Source organism: Micromonospora sp. ZG13, from assembly GCF_059359355.1.
In genome coordinates this window covers 484,511-502,444 of the sequence record NZ_JCADBQ010000004.1, presented here as the reverse complement: position 1 = coordinate 502,444, position 17,934 = coordinate 484,511, and the positions used below count along the sequence as shown (strand labels likewise).

Below are 17,934 nucleotides of genomic sequence, written 5' to 3'. Positions count from 1 at the left end.
GCGATGATCGCCTTCACGTTGGCGACCTGCTCGTCGGACAGGTCGATGCGCGACTGCGCGCCCTGCACACCGTGCGGAATCAGCTTCGCCTTGTCCACCGACGGCTTGTCAGCCGCCACGGCCACCGCCACCGGCACCGACTCCACCGACGGCGCCGCATGCGCGCCAACCGGACCAGCGAACACACCACCGGCAAACGCCAGACCCGCAACACCAAGAACGCCCTTACGCAGAATCGTGTTCATCACAGATGCTCCATTCGGGGGTCGGCACCCACGCACCGAGGGGGATCGGTGTCACGCAGGTGCAAGCACCGTCCGGCGCCCAAGGAACTCGGGGATCTCCAGTCGAACCGGAGGGATCTCCGGCGTCGTACCAGAGGAAAGATCAGCTCGGCCGTGCCCGGCCGGATGCTCGAACCTGTGCGGCTCGGAAAGACCCGGGCTGTTTCGCGGGGCCGGGGGGTTGCCCTCACGTCGGCCGGACCATGTGTAACGACCGCCGGCCCGCCAACATTCCGGGACCCCGGCACGCCATCGCGTCGGGGCGGCGTGGCCTTGCTCGGTCGTACGCAGGGTGTAACGACCCCGCCCCGCCCACGATTCCGCCCCCACGATGCCCCCGATCACACGCCGAAACCGGACATCCGCGCCGCGATGCGACGCGATGACGACCGGCCGGCGACACCGCACCGGACGCCCCGCCACGACACCGGACACCCCACGCAGTCGGATGCGGCGACGACTCGCAGCAGATCTTGGTAGACACCGACCCCTGGAGGGGCACGTTCCTACCAAGATCTCCCCGGACCCGGACCCGGACCCGGGCCGGACCCGGACCGGACCCGCAACGGCAGACCCGGCAGGCCACGACACGCGATCCCGCCCCACCCACGTACGGACGCGACTAGCCTCGACAGGAGGGCCGGGCGCGACGCCTGCGGAGGTGATTCGGATGGCCGCATCCACCGACGCGGCGGTGCTGGTCGGGCTCGGCACGGAACGCAACCTGCCGGTGGTTCGACTGGCGGCGCAGGAGGCCGCCGCGCACGGGCGTCCGCTGTGCCTGTTGCACGCGTTCGACTGGGCGGCCGCGCTGGAGGCGCCGTCGGTCGCGGGGCCGCGCGCGGACGCCGAGGAGCTGATCTCCCAGGCCACGCAGATCGCCAACGAGGTCGAGCCGGCGCTGCCGGTGAGCAGCGAAATCGTCGAGGGTGCCCTCGTCCCCACCCTGGTCCGCCGGTCGGAGTCGGCGTTCCTGCTCGCCGTCGGGGACGGCGGCATGGCGGCCAGCGGCGAGTGCGTGTCGGTCGACGCGCCGGCGGTGCAGCTCGCCGCCCGGGCCGGCTGCCCGGTGCTGGTGGCCCGCCGGGATCCGCCGCCTCAGGGGCCGGTGCTGGTCGGGGTCGACGGCTCGGACAGCTCGCTGGCCGCGCTGGAGTGGGCGTTCGAGTGCGCGGCCGGGCGGGAGGCGCGACTGTTGGCGGTCCGCGTCGTCGAGCCGGAGGACGGCGACGAGGATGCCGGGCCACTGGTCGGGATGGTGGCGCGCTCGGCGCACCGGTTCCCGTCGGTGGCCACGGAGTGCCACACGATCCGGGGTGACCCCGGCACCGTCCTGGTGGAGCAGTCCCGCTCGGCGCAGGTGGTGCTGGTCGCCTCCCGGGGCGACGAGCCGTGGCGGGGCATGCTCGGGGCGGTGAGTCAGGCGCTGCTCTACCACTCCCCCGCGCCGCTGATCGTGGTGCGCGGGCTGACGGGAATTCCGGTGGACGGGCGCAATGCCCGCCACCCACGGGACCAACGGCCCTGATCCACATCGGCGTCGACCGGAGATGCTGAGGCCGGCCCGGACGAATCCGCGCTCTGAGGATGCAGGATTCCCCTACCCGCGAGAGGCTCATGCAGTATGGACACCGCTCTCGACCTGCACGGCCCCCTGACCGAAGACGAGCTGCGTCGGCTGGACGCCTACTGGCGGGCGGCGAACTACCTGACCGTCGGGCAGATCTATCTGCTGGGCAACCCGCTGCTGCGCGAGCCGCTGGCCCCCGAGCACGTCAAACCGCGCCTGCTGGGCCACTGGGGCACCAGTCCCGGCCTGAACCTGCTCTACGCCCACCTCAACCGGGTCATCGTCGCCCGTGACCTGTCGGCCCTGTTCGTCACCGGCCCCGGTCACGGCGGCCCGGCGATCGTCGCCAACACCTGGCTGGAGGGCACCTGGAGCGAGGTGTACCACCACATCGGCCGCGACGAGGCCGGCATGTCCAGGCTGTTCCGCCAGTTCTCGTTCCCCGGCGGCATCCCCAGCCACGTGGCCGCGGAGGTGCCGGGTTCGATCCACGAGGGCGGCGAGCTGGGGTACGCGCTCAGCCACGCCTACGGCGCGGCGTTCGACAACCCCGACCTGCTGGTGGCCTGCGTCATCGGCGACGGGGAGGCGGAGACCGGTCCGCTGGCGGGGAGCTGGCTCTCCAACGTCTTCCTGAACCCGGCCCGGGACGGGGCGGTGCTGCCGATCCTGCACCTCAACGGCTACAAGATCGCCAACCCGACGGTGCTGGACCGTATCCCCGAGGACGATCTGCTGGCCATGATGCGCGGCTTCGGCTACGAGCCGTACGTGGTCGCCGGCGACGACCCGGCGACGGTGCACCAGGCGCTCGCCGGCACGCTGGACCGGGCGCTGGACGAGATCGCCGCCATCCAGCGGCGGGCCCGCTCGGGCGGCGCCGTCGAGCGCCCCCGCTGGCCGATGATCGTCCTGCGTACGCCGAAGGGCTGGACGGGGCCGCACGACGTCGACGGCAAGCAGGTCGAGGGCACCTACCGCGCGCACCAGGTGCCGCTGTCCGAGGTACGCAAGAACCCGGAGCACCTGGCGGAGCTGGAGCGCTGGCTGCGCAGCTACCGGCCGGAGGAGCTCTTCGACGCCACCGGCGCCCCGGTCGCCGAGCTGGCCGAGCTGCCGCCCCGGGGCGAGCGGCGGATGAGCGCCAACCCGGTCACCAACGGCGGGCTGGTGCTGCGTGACCTGGTGCTGCCGGACTTCCGCGACTACGCCGTCGACGTGCAGCGGCCCGGCGAGACCGTGGCCGGGGCGACCGGCGCCCTCGGCCCGTGGGTACGCGACGTCATCAGCGCCAACCCGGAGACGTTCCGCCTCTTCGGTCCGGACGAGGTCGCCTCGAACCGGCTCGGCGCGGCGTTCGAGGTCACCGACCGGGCCTGGGTTGCCGGCACCGTGCCCGGCGACGACCACCTCTCCCCCGACGGACGGGTGATGGAGGTCCTCTCCGAGCACCTGTGCCAGGGCTGGCTGGAGGGCTACCTGCTGACCGGCCGGCACGGCATCTTCACCAGCTACGAGGCGTTCATCCACATCGTCGACTCCATGCTCAACCAGCACGCGAAGTGGCTGAAGGTGACCCGGGGCATTCCGTGGCGCAAGCCGGTGGCCTCGCTGAACTACCTGCTCTCCAGCCACGTGTGGCGGCAGGACCACAACGGATTCTCCCACCAGGACCCGGGCTTCATCGACCACGTGATGAACAAGAAGGCCGAGGTGGTACGCGTCTACCTGCCGCCGGACGCCAACACCCTGCTCTCGACCATGGACCACTGCCTGCGCAGCCGGCACTACATCAACGTGGTGGTGGCCGGTAAGCAGCCCGCCCCGAACTGGCTGTCGATGGACGAGGCCGTCCAGCACTGCCGGCGCGGCATCGGCATCTGGGACTGGGCCAGCACGGACGCCGGCAGCGAGCCCGACGTGGTGCTGGCCTGCGCGGGCGACGTGCCGACCCTGGAGACGCTGGCCGCCGCCGACCTGCTGCACAAGCACCTGCCGGAGCTGAAGGTGCGGGTCGTCAACGTGGTCGACCTGATGCGGCTCCAGCCGCCGACGGAGCACCCGCACGGGCTGTCGGACAAGGAGTTCGACACCATCTTCACGCGCGACAAGCAGGTCATCTTCGCGTACCACGGCTATCCCTGGCTGATCCACCGGCTCACCTACCGCCGGACCAACCACGCCAACCTGCACGTGCGCGGCTACAAGGAGGAGGGCACCACCACCACGCCGTTCGACATGGTGATGCTCAACGACCTGGACCGCTTCCACCTGGTCATCGACGTGATCGACCGGGTGCCGGGGCTGGCCGACCGGGCCGCCCACCTGCGGCAGGAGATGGTCGACGCGCGGCAGGCGTGCCGGGACCACACCCGCGAGCACGGCGAGGACGACCCGCGGGTCGCGGAGTGGCGCTGGGTGCGCGAGACGGACCCAGGGCTGCGGGGTGACCAGTGAGCGCGAGGAGTGAGCTTGCGAGCCCCGCAGTCGCGCACGAAAGGCGAGCCCAGTGAGCGCGAGGAGTGAGCTTGCGAGCCCCGCAGTCGCGCACGAAAGGCGAGCCCAGTGAGCGAGCTGCGAACCCCCGAGGCAGTGAACGAGAGGTGGACCCGATGAGCGGCAACGAGATCCTGGTCGGCTACGACGGCTCCGCCGACGCCTCCGCCGCGCTGGAGTGGGCGTTGGAGGAGGCCGGCCGCAGCGGGCGGCCGGTGCGGTTGGCGTACGTCTTCGAGTGGCTCACGGTGGCCGGCTGGATCGGCCCCGGCGTCGCCCCGGCATCTGGCCGGACGAGACGGCCCGCCGGCAGGTCGAGGAGCTGGTCCGCAAGGCGGCGGCGGACGCGTCCGCCGCGCACCCGGAGCTGACCGTCACGGGCGAGGTGTTCGACGGGCCGCCCGCGCTGGTGCTCCAGGAACGCTCGGCGCAGGCCGACCTGCTGGTGCTGGGCACCCGGGGGCACGGCGGCTTCGGCGGGCTGCTCGTCGGCTCGACCGCGGTCGCCGTGGCCGCCCACGCGCACTGCCCGGTGGTGGTCGTGCGCGGCGAGGCCGCCGCCGGTGGGCGCAGCGGGCACGTGGCGGTCGGTGTCGACGGCTCCGACTGTTCGCTGCTGGCGCTGGGCTTCGCCTTCGAGCAGGCCGCCGCCCGGCGGGTGCCCCTGCACGTGGTGCGGGCCTGGCATCCGCCGACCGGCCAGCGCCCGCCGTCGGGCCCCGAGGCGCGGGAGGCCGCGGCGGCCGACCGGGCCGAGCTGGACGAACCGCTGGCCCGGTGGGGCGCGACGTTCCCCGACGTGCCGGTCACCGTGGAGGTGGCGGAGGGGCGCCCGGCGTCCCTGCTGGTCGACGGCAGTCGCAACGCGTGCCTGGTGGTGGTGGGCACCCGGGGCCGGGGCGGCCTGAAGGGGATGCTGCTCGGTTCGGTCAGCCAGCAGCTCATCCAGCACGCGCACTGCCCGGTGGCGGTGGTCCGGGAACGCTGAACGGGAGGCCCCCCGCCGACGTGCGGGGGGCCTCCGGCGCGGTCACCGGGTCTCGGCCGGTTCCGCGGGGCTGAGCGAGAAGTAGTCCTCCTCCTCCTGGGCGAGGTGCAGCCGCAGGATCGCCTCCAGGCCGTAGAGGGTGGCGAGCAGGTCGGTGAGCTGGTCGCGGCGCAGCGGGCCGTCGCCGGCCTGCGCGAGGTGGGCGCCGAGCCGCTCCACCAGTCGCCGGATCTCCACGTGGGCGCGGCTCATCGTCGAGGTCGCCTCGGCGCTGCCCAGCGGGTCGGCCAGCGCCGGGTAGAGCTGACGTTCCTCGGCCGCCTCGTGCGGCAGCACCTCCCCGGTCAGCCTGCGGTGCGTCCCGCGCAGCGCCGGCAGGCACTGCGGCGCGTCCGGTGCGGTGGCGACCAGGTCGGCGGTGTCCCGCAGAGCGGCGAGCACGTCGCGGACGCCGCCGTGTTCGGCCGCGTACCGGTCGAGCAGTTCGCGGGTGCCCGGCGGCACGTCGCGGCGGCGCAACCCGCCCCCGAGGGCGCGCAACGCGTTGAGGATCACCAGCACGTCGATGCCCTCCTGGAGGAACGCGCCGGCGACCGGGGGCAGCCGGCCCAGCGCGGCGGCCAGCATCGCCAGCACCGCGAGGCCCATCCCGACGGTGGCGCTCTGCACCGCGATGCGGCGCGCGTACCGGGCGATCTCCACCGCGTCGGCGAGCCGGTCGAGCCGGTCGACGGTGAGCACCGCGTCGGCGACGTCGGCCGAGGCGGTCGCCCCGGTGGCGCCCATGGCCACGCCCACGTGTGCCTCGGCGAGGGCGGGGGCGTCGTTGACCCCGTCGCCGACCATCACGGTGACCGCCCGGCGCGCCTCGGCGCGTACGCGGGTCGCCTTCTCCGGCGGCGAGCACCGGGCCACCACGTCGTCCACGCCGACCACCCGCGCGACCTGGGCGGCGACGTCGGGCCGGTCCCCGGTGACCATCACGATGCGCCGCAGCCCCGCCTCGCGCAGCCGGCGCACGGTGCGGCGGGCGTCGGGGCGTACCGGGTCCTCCAGCAGGATCGCCCCGAGCGGGCCCCGCTCGCCGCTGACCCACACCACCGAGCGGCCGGCCAACTCGGCCCGGGACCGGGCCCGCCCCGCCCAGTCGGGCAGGTCGCCGTCGAGTTGACCGATCCGGACCTGCCGCCCGTCGACCGACCCGCGTACGCCCCGGCCCGGCTCCTCGGTCACCCCCGCCGGCTCGGTCAGCGGCAGGCCCCGCTCGCGCGCCTGCGCCACCAGCGCGCGGGCCAGCACGTGCGGGGAGAGCTGCTCCACCGAGGCGGCCAGCCGCAGCACGTCGTCGCGGTCGCCGTCGGGGGCGGCCACCACCTCGGCGGCGCGGGGGCGCCCCGCCGTCAGCGTGCCGGTCTTGTCGACCAGCAGGGTACGGGCCCGGCCGAGCAGTTCCAGCGAGCCGCCGTCGCGGACCAGCACGCCACGTCGGGCGGTACGCGACAGCCCCGACACGATGGCGATGGGGGTGGCCAGCAGCAGCGGGCACGGGGTGGCGACCACCAGCACGGCCACCGCCCGGACGAACTCGCCGGAGAGCAGCCAGCCCAGCCCGGCCAGGACCAGGGTGAACGGCACGAACGCGGCGGCGTACCGGTCGGCGAGGCGGACCATCGGCGCCTTGTGGGCGGTCGCCTCCTCGGCCAGCCGGACGATCCCCGCGTAGGTGCTCCCCGCCGCGTCGCGCGTCGCGCGCATCGGAAAGCCGGCGCCGGCGTTGACCACGCCGCTGGCGACCTGCTCGCCCGCCGCGCGCCGCACCAGCCGGGACTCGCCCGTCACCACGGACTCGTCGAGGGTCACCGGCTCGTCGACCTGCCCGTCGACCGGCACCACGTCCCCCGGGCCGACCAGCAGCCGGTCCCCCGCCACCACCCGGTCCAGCGGCACCTCCTCGACGCCCCCGCCGGGGGTACGCCGGCGGGCGGTGCGGGGGGCGCGGGCGAGCAGCGCACGCAGGTCGCGGGTCGCCCGCCCCTGGGCGTACGTCTCCAGCGCCCGCCCGGTGGCCAACATCACCGCGATCACCGCCCCGGCCAGGTACTCCCGGACGACCAGCGCGCCGACCAGGGCCAGCACGGCGATCACGTCCACCCCGAACTGCCGGCGCCACAACTGACGCAGCACCGACCAGGCGGCGGGCGCCAGGGCGGCCACGGTCGCGGACGCCCACACCGCCTCGGCCGCGTCCCGCCGCCCGGCGAGGCTCAGCGCCGCCCCGGCCAGCACCAACGCCGTCACCCCGGCCAGCGGTGCCCAGAGCAGCAGGCGCGACCGGTCCCGCCGTACCGGCTGCTCCGGCACGCACTCCCGCGGCTCCGTTCCCACCTGCGGATCGTCTCAGCGCCCACCGCGCCCCGGAGGGCATCCGGGCGAACCGGAGGGGGGCGACATGCCCTGCGGCGCCGGGACCTGCGTACCGTGCGTCGGCACGGCCGATGGCGCAGGATGGAGCGGCAACCCCGCCCGGGGCACCGTCGGGCTGGGGCACGATGGGGAGAAACGGAAAGGTCGTGACCATGAGCCACGAGACGCCGGCGACGGATCGTCCGCTGACCACCGCACTCGCGGAGGCCGCCGCGACGGCCGGGCACGCCCCGTCGGTGCACAACAGCCAACCGTGGCGGTGGCGCGTCCTGCCGGACGCGCTGGAGCTGCGGGCGACCCGCGATCCCCGGCTGGCGGCCACCGACCCGGAGGGCCGGCTGGTGGCGTACAGCTGCGGGGCGGCGCTGCACCACGCGCGGGTCGCGCTGACCGCGGAGGGCTGGACCGCCGTCGTGGAGCGGATGCCCGACCCGGCCGACGGGGACCTGCTGGCCCGGCTGACCGGCTTGGCCCACGCGCAGGCCGACCCGGAGGCCATGCGCCTCGTGCAGTGCATGCAGGTGCGGCACACCGACCGGCGCCCGGTCAGCGACGAGCCCGTGCCGACCGCCGCGCTCGGCGAGATCGCGTCGGCGGTCGCCGCCGAGGGCTGCCAGCTGCAGTTCCTCGACCGCGACAACGTCCTGGAGCTGGCCGCCGTCGCCAGCCGCGCCGCCTCGGTCGAGGCGGAGGACTCGCAGCTGCGCGAGGAGCTGGAGTACTGGACCAGCCGGGCCGGCACCGGCACCGGACTGCCGCCGGAGGTGCTGCCCGCCGAGGCGCCCCGGACCACCGTGCCGGCCCGTGACTTCGGCCGCCCCGGCACCCTGCCCGTCGGCCCCGGGCACGACCGGGCGGCCGTGTACGGGGTGCTCTACGGCGACGAGGACGAGCCGGACAGCTGGCTGCGCGCCGGCGAGGCGCTCTCGGCCGCCTGGCTGACCGCGACCCGGCTCGGGGTCTCCGTGGTGCCGCTGAGCGGGGTGGTGGAGGTCGGGGGCACCCGGCAGACGCTGCGCGGGCTGCTGGCCGGCCTCGGCTACCCGTACCTCGTGATCCGGTTGGGGCTCGCGGACCCGGCGCACGCCGGCCCGCCGCACACCCCGCGCCTGGACGTCGCGCAGGTCGTCGACACGTCCGCGGTGCGCTCCCCCGACGCGTAGCGGAGCCCGGGCCACGGCCACCGGGCGATACCATCGCCCGGTGGCCAGCACCCCGAATCCCCGCCCCGAACCGCACGTGACCCCCTCGCTGGGGCTCAGCCCGCTGTCCCGGGTGCGGCTCGACGAGCTGCTCCAGGAGATGCTGGACCGGGTCGGCGAGGTGGTGACCAGCCGGGAGCGGCTGCGCGCCCTGCTCGACGCGGTGGTGGGCATCGGCACCGACCTGGACCTGCGCAGCACCCTGCAACGGATCGTGCAGTCGGCCTGCGAGCTGGTCGGCGCCCGCTACGGCGCGCTCGGCGTGATCGGCCACGACCGCCTGCTGCACGACTTCATCACCCACGGCATCGGCCCGGAGCTGCACGCCAGGATCGGTGACCTGCCCCATGGGCGGGGCGTGCTGGGCCTGCTCATCGACGATCCGCGTCCGCTGCGGATGCCCGACATCACCCAGCACCCGAAGTCCTACGGGTTCCCGCCGCACCACCCGCCGATGCACAGCTTCCTCGGCGTGCCCGTACGCATCCGCGACCAGGTGTTCGGCAACCTCTACCTGGCCGAGAAGCAGGGCGGCGCGGAGTTCACCGAGGACGACGAGGAGATCGTCGTCGCGCTCGCCGCGGCGGCCGGCGTGGCGATCGAGAACGCCCGCCTCTACGCGCTGGCCCACCGCCGGGAACGCTGGCTGGCGGCGACCGCCGAGATCACCGCCGTGCTGCTGGGCGAGGTACGCCGCACCGACGCCCTCACCCTCGTGGCGCGACGCGCCCGCGAGGTCGCCGAGGCCGAGGTCGCGCTGGTGCTGCTCTACGACCCCGACGCCGAGGAGTTCACCGTCGAGGTGGTGGACGGCGCCGACGAGCAGGCCGCTGCCCTCGTCGGCACGGTGCTGCCGGCGGCCGAGACGAGCTTCGCCGCCGCCGTCGTCGAGGGCCGGCACGACCGGGTGGACGACCTGGCCCACGCCGCGCCCTGGCCGGCGCTGCTGCGCACCGGCCCGGCGATGGTCGCGCCGCTGGCCACCGCCGACACCCTGCACGGGGTGCTGGTGATCGCGCACCGGGCCGACCGGGCGCCCGTCGCCAACGACGACGACATGGCCCTGCTGGGCAGCTTCGCCGGGCAGGCCGCGCTGGCCATGGAACGCGCCCGCGGGCAGGAGGAACGGGAGCTGCTGGTGGTCCTGGAGGACCGCGAGCGCATCGCCCGGGACCTGCACGACGTGGTCATCCAGCGGCTCTTCGCCACCGGCCTGCAGTTGCAGAGCGCCGCCCCGATGACGACGAAGCCGGAGGTCGCCCGGCGGATCAACGCGGCGGTCGACGACCTGGACGCCACGATCAAGGACATCCGCCGCACCATCTTCGAGCTGCGTACCCCGATGAGCGCGGCGCTGCGCACCGAGATCCGCGAGGCGATCGAGGTGGCCGCCGAGTCGCTCGGTCACCGTCCCCGCCTGGAGCTGAGCGGGCCGATCGACAGCGCCGTGCCCGACGCGGTCCGCCCCGACCTCACCGCCGTGCTGCGGGAGGCGCTCTCCAACGCCGTACGGCACGCGCGGGCCGACCGCGTGGTGGTGGCGGTACGGGTCGACGCCGGCCGGGTGACCGTGACCGTCACCGACGACGGGGTGGGCTGCGATCCAGCCGCCGCGCGGGGCGGCCTGGTCAACCTGCGCGAGCGCGCCGAGCGCCACGGCGGCGAGTTCCACGTACGCCGGGCCGAGCCCCGCGGCACCGAGGTGTCCTGGTCGGTGCCGCTAGGCGACTGAGCCCGCGGCCGTCAGGGGGTCCTGCCCCACAGGCGGGTCGGTCAGGGGGTCTTGCCCAGCAGGCGAGTGGCGAGGACCGCCGCCTGGGTGCGGCGCTCCAGGCCCAGCTTGGCCAGCACGCTGGAGACGTAGTTCTTCACCGTCTTCTCGGCGAGGAACATCTTGCCGGCGATCTCCCGGTTCGTGAGGCCCTCGGCCACGTACTCCAGGATCCGCCGCTCCTGCTCGGTGAGCGACTTCAGCTCGCGGGGCTGCTCCACGCCGCTGCGGATGCGCTCCAGCACGCGCGTGGTGATCGCCGGGTCGAGCAGCGACTGCCCGGCCGCGACCCGGCGCACCGCGTCGACGAGGTCGGTGCCGCGGATCTGCTTCAGCACGTAGCCCGACGCGCCGGCCATGATCGCGGCGAAGAGCGCCTCGTCGTCCTCGTACGAGGTCAGGATCAGACCCTTGATCGAGGAGTCCACGGCCCGGACGTCCCGGCACACGTCGATGCCGTTGCCGTCGGGCAGCCGCGCGTCGAGGATCGCCACGTCCGGCCGCAGGGCCGGGATGCGCCGGGCCGCCTCCTGGGCGAGGCCGGACTCGCCGACCACCTCGATGTCCCCGCTGCTCTCCAGCAGGTCGGCAAGGCCACGACGGACGACCTCATGGTCGTCGAGCAGGAACACGCGGATCATCCCTCGTTTCTACCCCCGCCCACCGCTTTCCGCACGGGCCGAAGGTCCCGAACCGGCAACACCCGCGCCGCCCGGCGGGACGGGACGTCCGGCCCTGCCCGGGATCCGTCGTCGTGACGCACCGTGGATACGTACCACCCCCGCCGGCGCAGGACCTGTCACGGAAGGAGCACGACCATGGACACCGGCTTCACCGTCGAGCAGCTACGGGCCGCCGCCACCGACGCCGTCCGCGCGCCGTCGCTGCACAACACCCAGCCGTGGCGGTTCCGACTGCGCGACGGCGGCATCGAGGTGCTCGTCGACCCGGCCCGGCGCCTGCCGGCCACCGACCCGAACGGCTGGGGCGTCCGCATCGCCTGCGGGGCGGCCCTGTTCAACCTGCGGCTCTCCCTGGCCGCGGCCGGCACCCCGGCGAAGGTGCGGCTGCGCCCCTACCCGGCCGAGCCGGACGTGGTGGCCCGGCTGGTCCCGGACGTGCCGCGCCGCCCCACCCCCGCCGAGCAGGCCCTGCACGCGGCCATCCCCCGCCGGTTCAGCAACCGTGCGCCGTTCTGGCCCGACCCGGTGCCCGCCGACGCCCGCTGGCGCCTCGCCGAGGCGGCCCGCGCCGAGCAGTGCTGGCTGGAGCTGCTGGTCGGCGTGAGCGCCGTGAACGCGTTCGCCGAGATCGCCCGCAGCGCCCACCGGGTGCTGGAGCGCAGCCCCGAATACCGGGCCGAACGCCAGGAGTGGGTACGCGCCACGCCCGCCCCGGACGGCATCCCGGCCGCTTCCGGCGGCCCGCAGGGCGAGCCGCAGGACCTGCTGCCCTCCCGGGGCTTCGGCGGGCTCAACCGGGCACCGGGGCGGGACTTCGAGCCGGAGCCGCTGGTCGCGGTGCTCGGCTCGCCGGGCAACACGGCCGTCGACCAGGTCGTCGCCGGGCAGGCGTTGCAGCGGGTGCTGCTGACCGCGACGGACTCGGGGCTGTCGGTGTCGATGCTGTCCCAGCCGATCGAGGTGCCGTCGGCGCGCGAGCAGCTGCGGCTGTCGCTGGGACGGTTCGGTACGCCGCAGATGGTGATGCGCGTCGGCTACGGCCAGCCGGGCTGGCCGACCCCGCGCCGCGAGGTGGACGAGGTGCTCGATCTGGCGGTCGTCCGGTCCTGACCGGCAGCGGGCCGGCGGCGCCGCGTCACCCGGTCAGCGCGCGCAGCGCGTCGGCCCGCTCAGGCGCGCGTCGCGTCCGTGGCGGAGAGCAGCGCCGCCTCCCGGTCGGGGTCCAGGCCGACGGGGGCGCGCTGCGGTCGGCCCGCCCGGGGCGGGACGGTGCCGACCTCCCGCAGCCACGCCCAGGTGTCGGCGACCGTCTCGGTCACCGGACGGCAGGTCAACCCGGCCGCGTACGCCCGCTCGACGCCGCGCTCCTGCAACCAGCGGTACTCGTGCCCGACCGGGATCCAGATCGGCAGGTCGTTCCACGGCACGACACCGGCGGCCAGGATCGGCTCCGGATCGGTCCAGCGCAGCCGGGCGTCGGCGCCGGTGACCGTGACGCAGGCGTCGAGCAACTCCCCCATCGTCGCGTGCCCGGGGCGGCTGACCACGTTGAACGTTCCGCCCGTGCCCGCCGCGCCCCGGTCCAGCAGCCAACCCGCGAGGTCACGCACGTCGACGTACTGCACCGGCAGGTCGACCGGGCCGGGCGCCAGCACGTCCCCGCCCCGCGCGACGCGCGTCAGCCACCAGGGCAGCCGGCCGATGTCCTCCCCCGGCCCGAGGATCAGCCCCGCCCGGGCGATCAGTGCACGCTCGCCGAGCGTCTCCCGTACGGCCCGCTCGGCGCCGGCCTTGTTGGTCGGGTAGTCGCCGTCGTCGGCGTCCGGCTCCGCGTCCACCAGCGGGGCGTCCTCGCCCACGCCGGGGGCGACGGGCTCGGCGTAGACCGAGCCGCTGGAGACGTAGACGTACCGGTCGACCCGGTCGGCCAGCGCGCGGGCGGCGTCCCGGGCCGCGCGGGGCGCGCCGTCCCAGGTGTCGACCACCAGGTCCCACTCGCCGTCCGCGAGCGCCGCCAGGCCGTCGGGCGCGCTCCGGTCACCCCGCAACCGGCGTACGCCCTGCGGGGTCGCGCCGTGCAGCCCGCGGTTGAACGCCGTCACCGACCAGCCCCGGCGCACCGCCTCGGCGACCGTCGCGCCGCCCACGAATCCCGTTCCACCCAGCACCAGCAGCCTCATGCGCTCCACTGTGCCGGCTGCCGGCGGCGACGCGGCCCCGTGTTCACCGTCGGCGGATCTGCCCTCGGCAGAACCCGACGGGCTCAGGGCGTACGCGTGGTGGGACCGTCAGGTCGGTCCGCTCGCGGCGGTGTTCCCGCTCGCTGCGAGCACGGGACGGGTCGGCAGGCGGATGGTGGGCGATACTGGGTTTGAACCAGTGACCTCTTCCGTGTCAAGGAAGCGCGCTCCCACTGCGCCAATCGCCCGGGGTGACCGCCCGCTCCGGCGGACCGGAGCACGTGGGGCGGATCGCGAGCGGACGACGGGATTCGAACCCGCGACCCTCACCTTGGCAAGGTGATGCGCTACCAGCTGCGCTACGTCCGCGTGCCGCCGGTGTTCGTCGGCGACGAGGGAAACTCTACCCGACGGCAAGATCGCCTCACACGCCGCCCCGCCGGGAGCCCGACGGGGCGAGGATTGCGCTGCTCACGCTTCGGGTACTGAGGTCCATCGACAGCACACCACATCCCTGACGAAGGAGGCTGTCGTGGGTATCGGCACCAGCATCTTCCTGATCGCGCTCGGCGCGATCCTCACCTTCGCGCTCGACGCGAGCCTCGGCGGCCTCAACCTCGACGTCGTCGGGTGGATCCTGATGGCCGCCGGCGTGCTCGGCCTCATCATGACCACGCTCATCTGGGGGCGCCGCCGCAGGGTGGTCAGCACGGCCGAGCCGGTCGAGTACCGGCGGGTCGAGGAGCGTCGGGACGTCGCCCCGCCGCTCTGACGCGGCTCCACGCGGCCGCCGGAGCTGAACGGTCGCGCGGCACACCGTGGACGTGCCGGTCACCCTGCCGGGGTGGCCGGCACGTCGCGTCCGCGCAGCCCGTACGACCGGCACGACGTCGCCGGCCGGGTCGCGCCGTCGCGCTGGTCGATGTCGGCGGTGGTGCGCCGCCCGCGAGGCCTCCCGGGGGCGGGCCGTGGGCCCGGCGACCGTCCCGAGCGAGCCCCTCGGTTACCGGGCGAGCAGACGACGAAGGCCCGTCACCGGATGGTGACGGGCCTTCGTGCTGGTGGGCGATACTGGGTTTGAACCAGTGACCTCTTCCGTGTCAAGGAAGCGCGCTCCCACTGCGCCAATCGCCCTCGCTTGTTACCGAGGTGGGGACGGGATTTGAACCCGCGTACACGGCTTTGCAGGCCGTTGCCTCGCCTCTCGGCCACCCCACCGAGGTTGCCCCCGTCATGCGTGGCGGCAGCTCCGAGCGGACGACGGGATTCGAACCCGCGACCCTCACCTTGGCAAGGTGATGCGCTACCAGCTGCGCTACGTCCGCTTGTCTCCGGCGTTAACCGGTGACGGGTGAGAACTTTAGCCGAGCCGGCGAGCGGTTGCCAAATCGGGGTGACTCCCGGCGCGTCCGGCGGGAGTCGGGCCTGCTCGACCACGACGTGATCGGCTCCGACGCCGGTGTGCGGGTCGGGGTGAGGCCCGCCTCGCGCCCTAGCCTTCCTAGGAGGATGGGTCGCAATCCTCGGGCCCGCCTCGCGGCCGGTGAGGGCCCGAAACTGTCCGGCTTCCGACTGTGTCGAGGCAACTGGACCGTGATCCGTAACTGCTCGTGTTCGGCCGGATGGGCTACGGTAACGGCGTGACGAGACGTGCGGCCGAGATCCGCCTGGATGCCCTGCTGCGCACGGCCTGTGACGTGATCGTGGAGCGCGGTCTGGCCAACACCCGCACGGCCGACGTGGCGCAGGCCGCCGGGGTGAGTCAGGCTCTGGTCTTCTACCACTTCGCCACCAAGGACCGGCTGCTCGCGCAGGCGTTCGCGTACGCGGTGGAGCAGGACCTGGCCCGGCTCGACGCGGTGATGCGCTCGAGCGCCCCGCCCCTGACCAAGCTCCGCCGGATCGTGCGGCTCTACACGCCGGCGGGCCGGGCGACGTCCTGGGCCATGTGGATCGACGGCTGGGCGGAGTCGCTGCGTACCCCCGAGTTGGAGAAGGTCTCCCGCCGGCTCGACCTGCGCTGGCGGGAGGACCTGGCCACGGTCATCGCGGACGGGGTCCGCGACGGCACCTTCGAGTGCGCCGACCCGGCCGGGGCGGCGTGGCGGATCAGCGCGGTGGTCGACGGGCTGGCGGTGCAGCTCGCGGTGCACGAGCGGGTGATCTCCCGTCGGCAGTTCGCCGAGTGGGTACGCCTGCTCACCGCCCGCGAGCTGGGGCTGGACCCGGCACAGCTGGACTGACCGGGCACGGGCGGCGGCCGGAGCGGCCGCGAAGCCGGCAAAACCGCTCGGCTGCCGGGGGTAGCCGGAACAATCGTCGGCATGGAGCCGCTGGAGACGTACCGCCGCAGCCTGGCCGAGTTCACCGACCGGGTGGACCGGGTCGGCCCCGACCAGTGGTCGGATCCCACCCCGTGCCCCGACTGGGACGTCCGGACGCTGGTCAACCACGTGGTGGGCGAGGACCGCTGGAGCGTGGCGCTGCTCGCGGGGCGGACGATCGAAGAGGTGGGTGACCGCTACGACGGCGACGTGCTCGGCCCCGACCCGGCCGGCACGGCCCGGGAGGCGGCGGGGCAGGCCGAGCTGGCCTTCACCCATCCGGGGGCGCTGGAGCGCACGGTGGCGCTCTCCTCCGGCGAGACCCCCGCCGACGAGTACCTGCACCAGTTGATCGCGGAACACCTGATCCACGGCTGGGACCTCGCCGTGGCGATCGGCGCGGACCCCCGGCTGGACGCCGACGCGGTCGCCGCCTGCGCGCGGTGGTTCGACCAGCGGATCGGCGACTACCAGCGGGGCCGGCTCGTCCGCCCGGAGGTCGACGTGCCGGCGCGGGCGGACCAGCAGGACCGCCTCGTGGCCGCCTTCGGCCGCGACCCCGACTGGACGCCCTGAGGATCCCTCCGACGGCCAGCCGCCGCGACGCGGGTCCGCGTCAGTCGACCCCCGGGCCCCGGCGGCGCTCCCGCAGTCGGCGCAGCGCCGGCGGGTGGACGTTGGCGAGGCTCAGGTCGCCGCCGTAGTGGGCGAGCACGCGGTGGTCCATCAGCCGCCGCCACACCGGCGGCACCAACGCGGCCACCACCATCGTGGCGTAGCCGGCGGGCAGCTGCGGGGACGACTCGAAGGTGCGCAGGGTCTGGTAGCGGCGCAGCGGGTTGGCGTGGTGGTCGCTGTGGCGCTGGAGCTGGAAGAGGAAGATGTTGGTCACGCTGCGGTCGCTGTTCCAGCTGTGCCGGGGGTCGACCTTCTCGTAGCGTCCGGCGGGGGTGCGCTGCCGGGCCAACCCGTAGTGCTCCAGGTAGTTGACCACCTCGAGCAGGGAGAACCCGACCACCGCCTGGAGCACCAGGAACGGCAGCACGCCCGGGCCGAAGGCGACGGCCAGCGCCGCGTAGAGCGCGAGGGTCATGGCGAACGCGTTGAGCACGTCGTTGCGCCACGTCCACGGGCTGCGGCCCCGCAGGCGGAACCGGGCCGCCTCCAGCCGCCACGCCGAGCGCAGGCTGCCTGAGACGGTACGCGGCCAGAACGCCCAGAAGCTCTCCCCCAGCCGGGCGCTGGCCGGGTCCTCGGGCGTGGCGACGCGGGTGTGGTGGCCCCGGTTGTGCTCGACGTGGAAGTGCCCGTACGCGGCCGGCGCGAGGGCCACCTTGGACAGCCAGCGCTCCACCGCCTCGCGCTTGTGGCCCAGCTCGTGGGCGGTGTTGATGGCGATGCCGTCGACCACCCCGATCGTGGCGACCAGGCCGGCCGCACCGGCCACCGTCAGGCCGCCCCGGGCCCAGACCGCGCAGCACAGCACGAGGGCCGCGTACTGGGCGGGCAGGTAGAGGTAGGTCAGCCAGCGGTAGTAGCCGTCGGCGGCCAACCGGGGCACCGCCTCGTCGGGCGGGTTGCGTCGGTCCTCGCCCACCAGCAGGTCGACCACCGGGATCAGGACGAACACGGCCGCCGGGGTGAGCCACCAGGCCCACGCGTCGCCGGTGGCCCGCCAGGTCGCCCAGCCGACGAACGGCAGCGAGGGGACGAGCAACGCCAGCGGCCAGAACGGCCGGCGGGCGTCCCGCCAGCCGGCGGCGGAGGCTGTCGCTGCGGGGTCGAGGGCCATGGCCGCCTCCGAATCTGTCGCGGTCCTCCCTCGACTGTGACAGCCGCCACGTCCGTGTACAAGGGACTGTTTTTGTCAAAACCGACGCGGGGGGCGGTCCCGCGGCGCGGCGCGCGCACGGGCCGCGGGGCCGCCTTGAGTAGGCGCGCCCCTTGTTCCCGACCAGGCAGGCTGATATCCACAGATGCACATGCGTAACCGCGCTGCGCGGGCCGGCGGA

The 17,934-nt window shown here is 74.5% G+C and carries 12 protein-coding genes, 5 tRNA genes and 2 pseudogenes; 9 read left to right on the top strand and 10 right to left on the bottom strand.

Annotated elements, in window-relative coordinates; genetic code table 11:
* Positions 1 to 245: pseudogene (locus AC5L34_RS12775) on the bottom strand (hypothetical protein); the annotation flags it as partial.
* Between the two features lie 709 nt (positions 246 to 954).
* Here AC5L34_RS12775 and AC5L34_RS12770 point away from each other — a divergent pair.
* The 3 genes and pseudogenes from AC5L34_RS12770 (at position 955) to AC5L34_RS12760 (ending at position 5,338) form a co-directional block, all read left to right on the top strand.
* Entirely contained in the window at positions 955 to 1,812 is an 858-nt protein-coding gene (locus AC5L34_RS12770; RefSeq protein ID WP_441175156.1) for a universal stress protein, read from the top strand.
* A gap of 96 nt (positions 1,813 to 1,908) precedes the next feature.
* Positions 1,909 to 4,311 carry a phosphoketolase family protein gene (locus AC5L34_RS12765; RefSeq protein ID WP_494824992.1) on the top strand — a complete coding sequence of 801 codons (2,403 nt, stop codon included), beginning with the start codon at positions 1,909 to 1,911 and terminating at the stop codon, positions 4,309 to 4,311.
* A gap of 155 nt (positions 4,312 to 4,466) precedes the next feature.
* Positions 4,467 to 5,338, top strand: a pseudogene (locus tag AC5L34_RS12760) (universal stress protein).
* Positions 5,339 to 5,380: 42 nt separating this feature from the next.
* Here AC5L34_RS12760 and AC5L34_RS12755 read toward each other — a convergent pair.
* Positions 5,381 to 7,723 (bottom strand): heavy metal translocating P-type ATPase, encoded by a 2,343-nt coding sequence (locus AC5L34_RS12755; protein WP_494824990.1) that lies wholly within the window; start codon positions 7,721 to 7,723, stop codon positions 5,381 to 5,383.
* A gap of 191 nt (positions 7,724 to 7,914) precedes the next feature.
* Between AC5L34_RS12755 and AC5L34_RS12750 the strand changes: the two genes are divergently transcribed.
* A complete protein-coding gene (locus AC5L34_RS12750; protein ID WP_494824988.1) occupies positions 7,915 to 8,925 on the top strand; it encodes an Acg family FMN-binding oxidoreductase in 1,011 nt (336 codons plus the stop codon).
* Between the two features lie 139 nt (positions 8,926 to 9,064).
* Positions 9,065 to 10,696, top strand: a complete 1,632-nt coding sequence (locus AC5L34_RS12745) for a sensor histidine kinase (RefSeq protein ID WP_441175476.1) — start codon at positions 9,065 to 9,067, stop codon at positions 10,694 to 10,696.
* 41 nt (positions 10,697 to 10,737) lie between these two features.
* Here AC5L34_RS12745 and AC5L34_RS12740 read toward each other — a convergent pair whose 3' ends face one another.
* Complete coding sequence (locus tag AC5L34_RS12740; RefSeq protein ID WP_101414802.1) at positions 10,738 to 11,376, bottom strand: response regulator; 639 nt, start codon at positions 11,374 to 11,376, stop codon at positions 10,738 to 10,740.
* Between the two features lie 177 nt (positions 11,377 to 11,553).
* On the opposite strand from AC5L34_RS12740, the gene AC5L34_RS12735 reads away from it, so the two are divergent.
* Positions 11,554 to 12,528 carry an Acg family FMN-binding oxidoreductase gene (locus AC5L34_RS12735; RefSeq protein WP_441175160.1) on the top strand — a complete coding sequence of 325 codons (975 nt, stop codon included), beginning with the start codon at positions 11,554 to 11,556 and terminating at the stop codon, positions 12,526 to 12,528.
* Positions 12,529 to 12,587: 59 nt separating this feature from the next.
* Here AC5L34_RS12735 and AC5L34_RS12730 read toward each other — a convergent pair whose 3' ends face one another.
* The 3 genes from AC5L34_RS12730 to AC5L34_RS12720 all read right to left on the bottom strand — a co-directional run bounded on the left by AC5L34_RS12730 (position 12,588) and on the right by AC5L34_RS12720 (position 13,967).
* The gene (locus AC5L34_RS12730) at positions 12,588 to 13,598 is read right to left on the bottom strand and encodes an NAD-dependent epimerase/dehydratase family protein (protein ID WP_441175161.1); all 1,011 of its coding nucleotides are present in this window, start codon (positions 13,596 to 13,598) and stop codon (positions 12,588 to 12,590) included.
* A gap of 173 nt (positions 13,599 to 13,771) precedes the next feature.
* A tRNA-Val gene (locus AC5L34_RS12725) sits at positions 13,772 to 13,846 on the bottom strand.
* 48 nt (positions 13,847 to 13,894) lie between these two features.
* A tRNA-Gly gene (locus AC5L34_RS12720) sits at positions 13,895 to 13,967 on the bottom strand.
* Positions 13,968 to 14,130: 163 nt separating this feature from the next.
* Here AC5L34_RS12720 and AC5L34_RS12715 point away from each other — a divergent pair.
* Entirely contained in the window at positions 14,131 to 14,370 is a 240-nt protein-coding gene (locus AC5L34_RS12715) for a DUF6458 family protein (RefSeq protein ID WP_441175162.1), read from the top strand.
* 287 nt (positions 14,371 to 14,657) lie between these two features.
* Here AC5L34_RS12715 and AC5L34_RS12710 read toward each other — a convergent pair.
* The 3 genes from AC5L34_RS12710 to AC5L34_RS12700 all read right to left on the bottom strand — a co-directional run bounded on the left by AC5L34_RS12710 (position 14,658) and on the right by AC5L34_RS12700 (position 14,923).
* Positions 14,658 to 14,732: transfer RNA gene (locus AC5L34_RS12710), tRNA-Val, on the bottom strand.
* Positions 14,733 to 14,745: 13 nt separating this feature from the next.
* A tRNA-Cys gene (locus AC5L34_RS12705) sits at positions 14,746 to 14,816 on the bottom strand.
* A 34-nt stretch (positions 14,817 to 14,850) separates the two neighbouring features.
* A tRNA-Gly gene (locus AC5L34_RS12700) sits at positions 14,851 to 14,923 on the bottom strand.
* 315 nt (positions 14,924 to 15,238) lie between these two features.
* Here AC5L34_RS12700 and AC5L34_RS12695 point away from each other — a divergent pair.
* Both AC5L34_RS12695 and AC5L34_RS12690 read left to right on the top strand, forming a co-directional pair.
* Positions 15,239 to 15,841 (top strand): TetR/AcrR family transcriptional regulator, encoded by a 603-nt coding sequence (locus AC5L34_RS12695; RefSeq protein ID WP_089003611.1) that lies wholly within the window; start codon positions 15,239 to 15,241, stop codon positions 15,839 to 15,841.
* A gap of 81 nt (positions 15,842 to 15,922) precedes the next feature.
* Entirely contained in the window at positions 15,923 to 16,498 is a 576-nt protein-coding gene (locus AC5L34_RS12690; protein ID WP_494824985.1) for a TIGR03086 family metal-binding protein, read from the top strand.
* Between the two features lie 40 nt (positions 16,499 to 16,538).
* On the opposite strand, the gene AC5L34_RS12685 is transcribed toward AC5L34_RS12690, so the two are convergent.
* Positions 16,539 to 17,714, bottom strand: a complete 1,176-nt coding sequence (locus tag AC5L34_RS12685; RefSeq protein ID WP_441175164.1) for an alkane 1-monooxygenase — start codon at positions 17,712 to 17,714, stop codon at positions 16,539 to 16,541.
* Positions 17,715 to 17,934 lie beyond the last annotated feature (220 nt).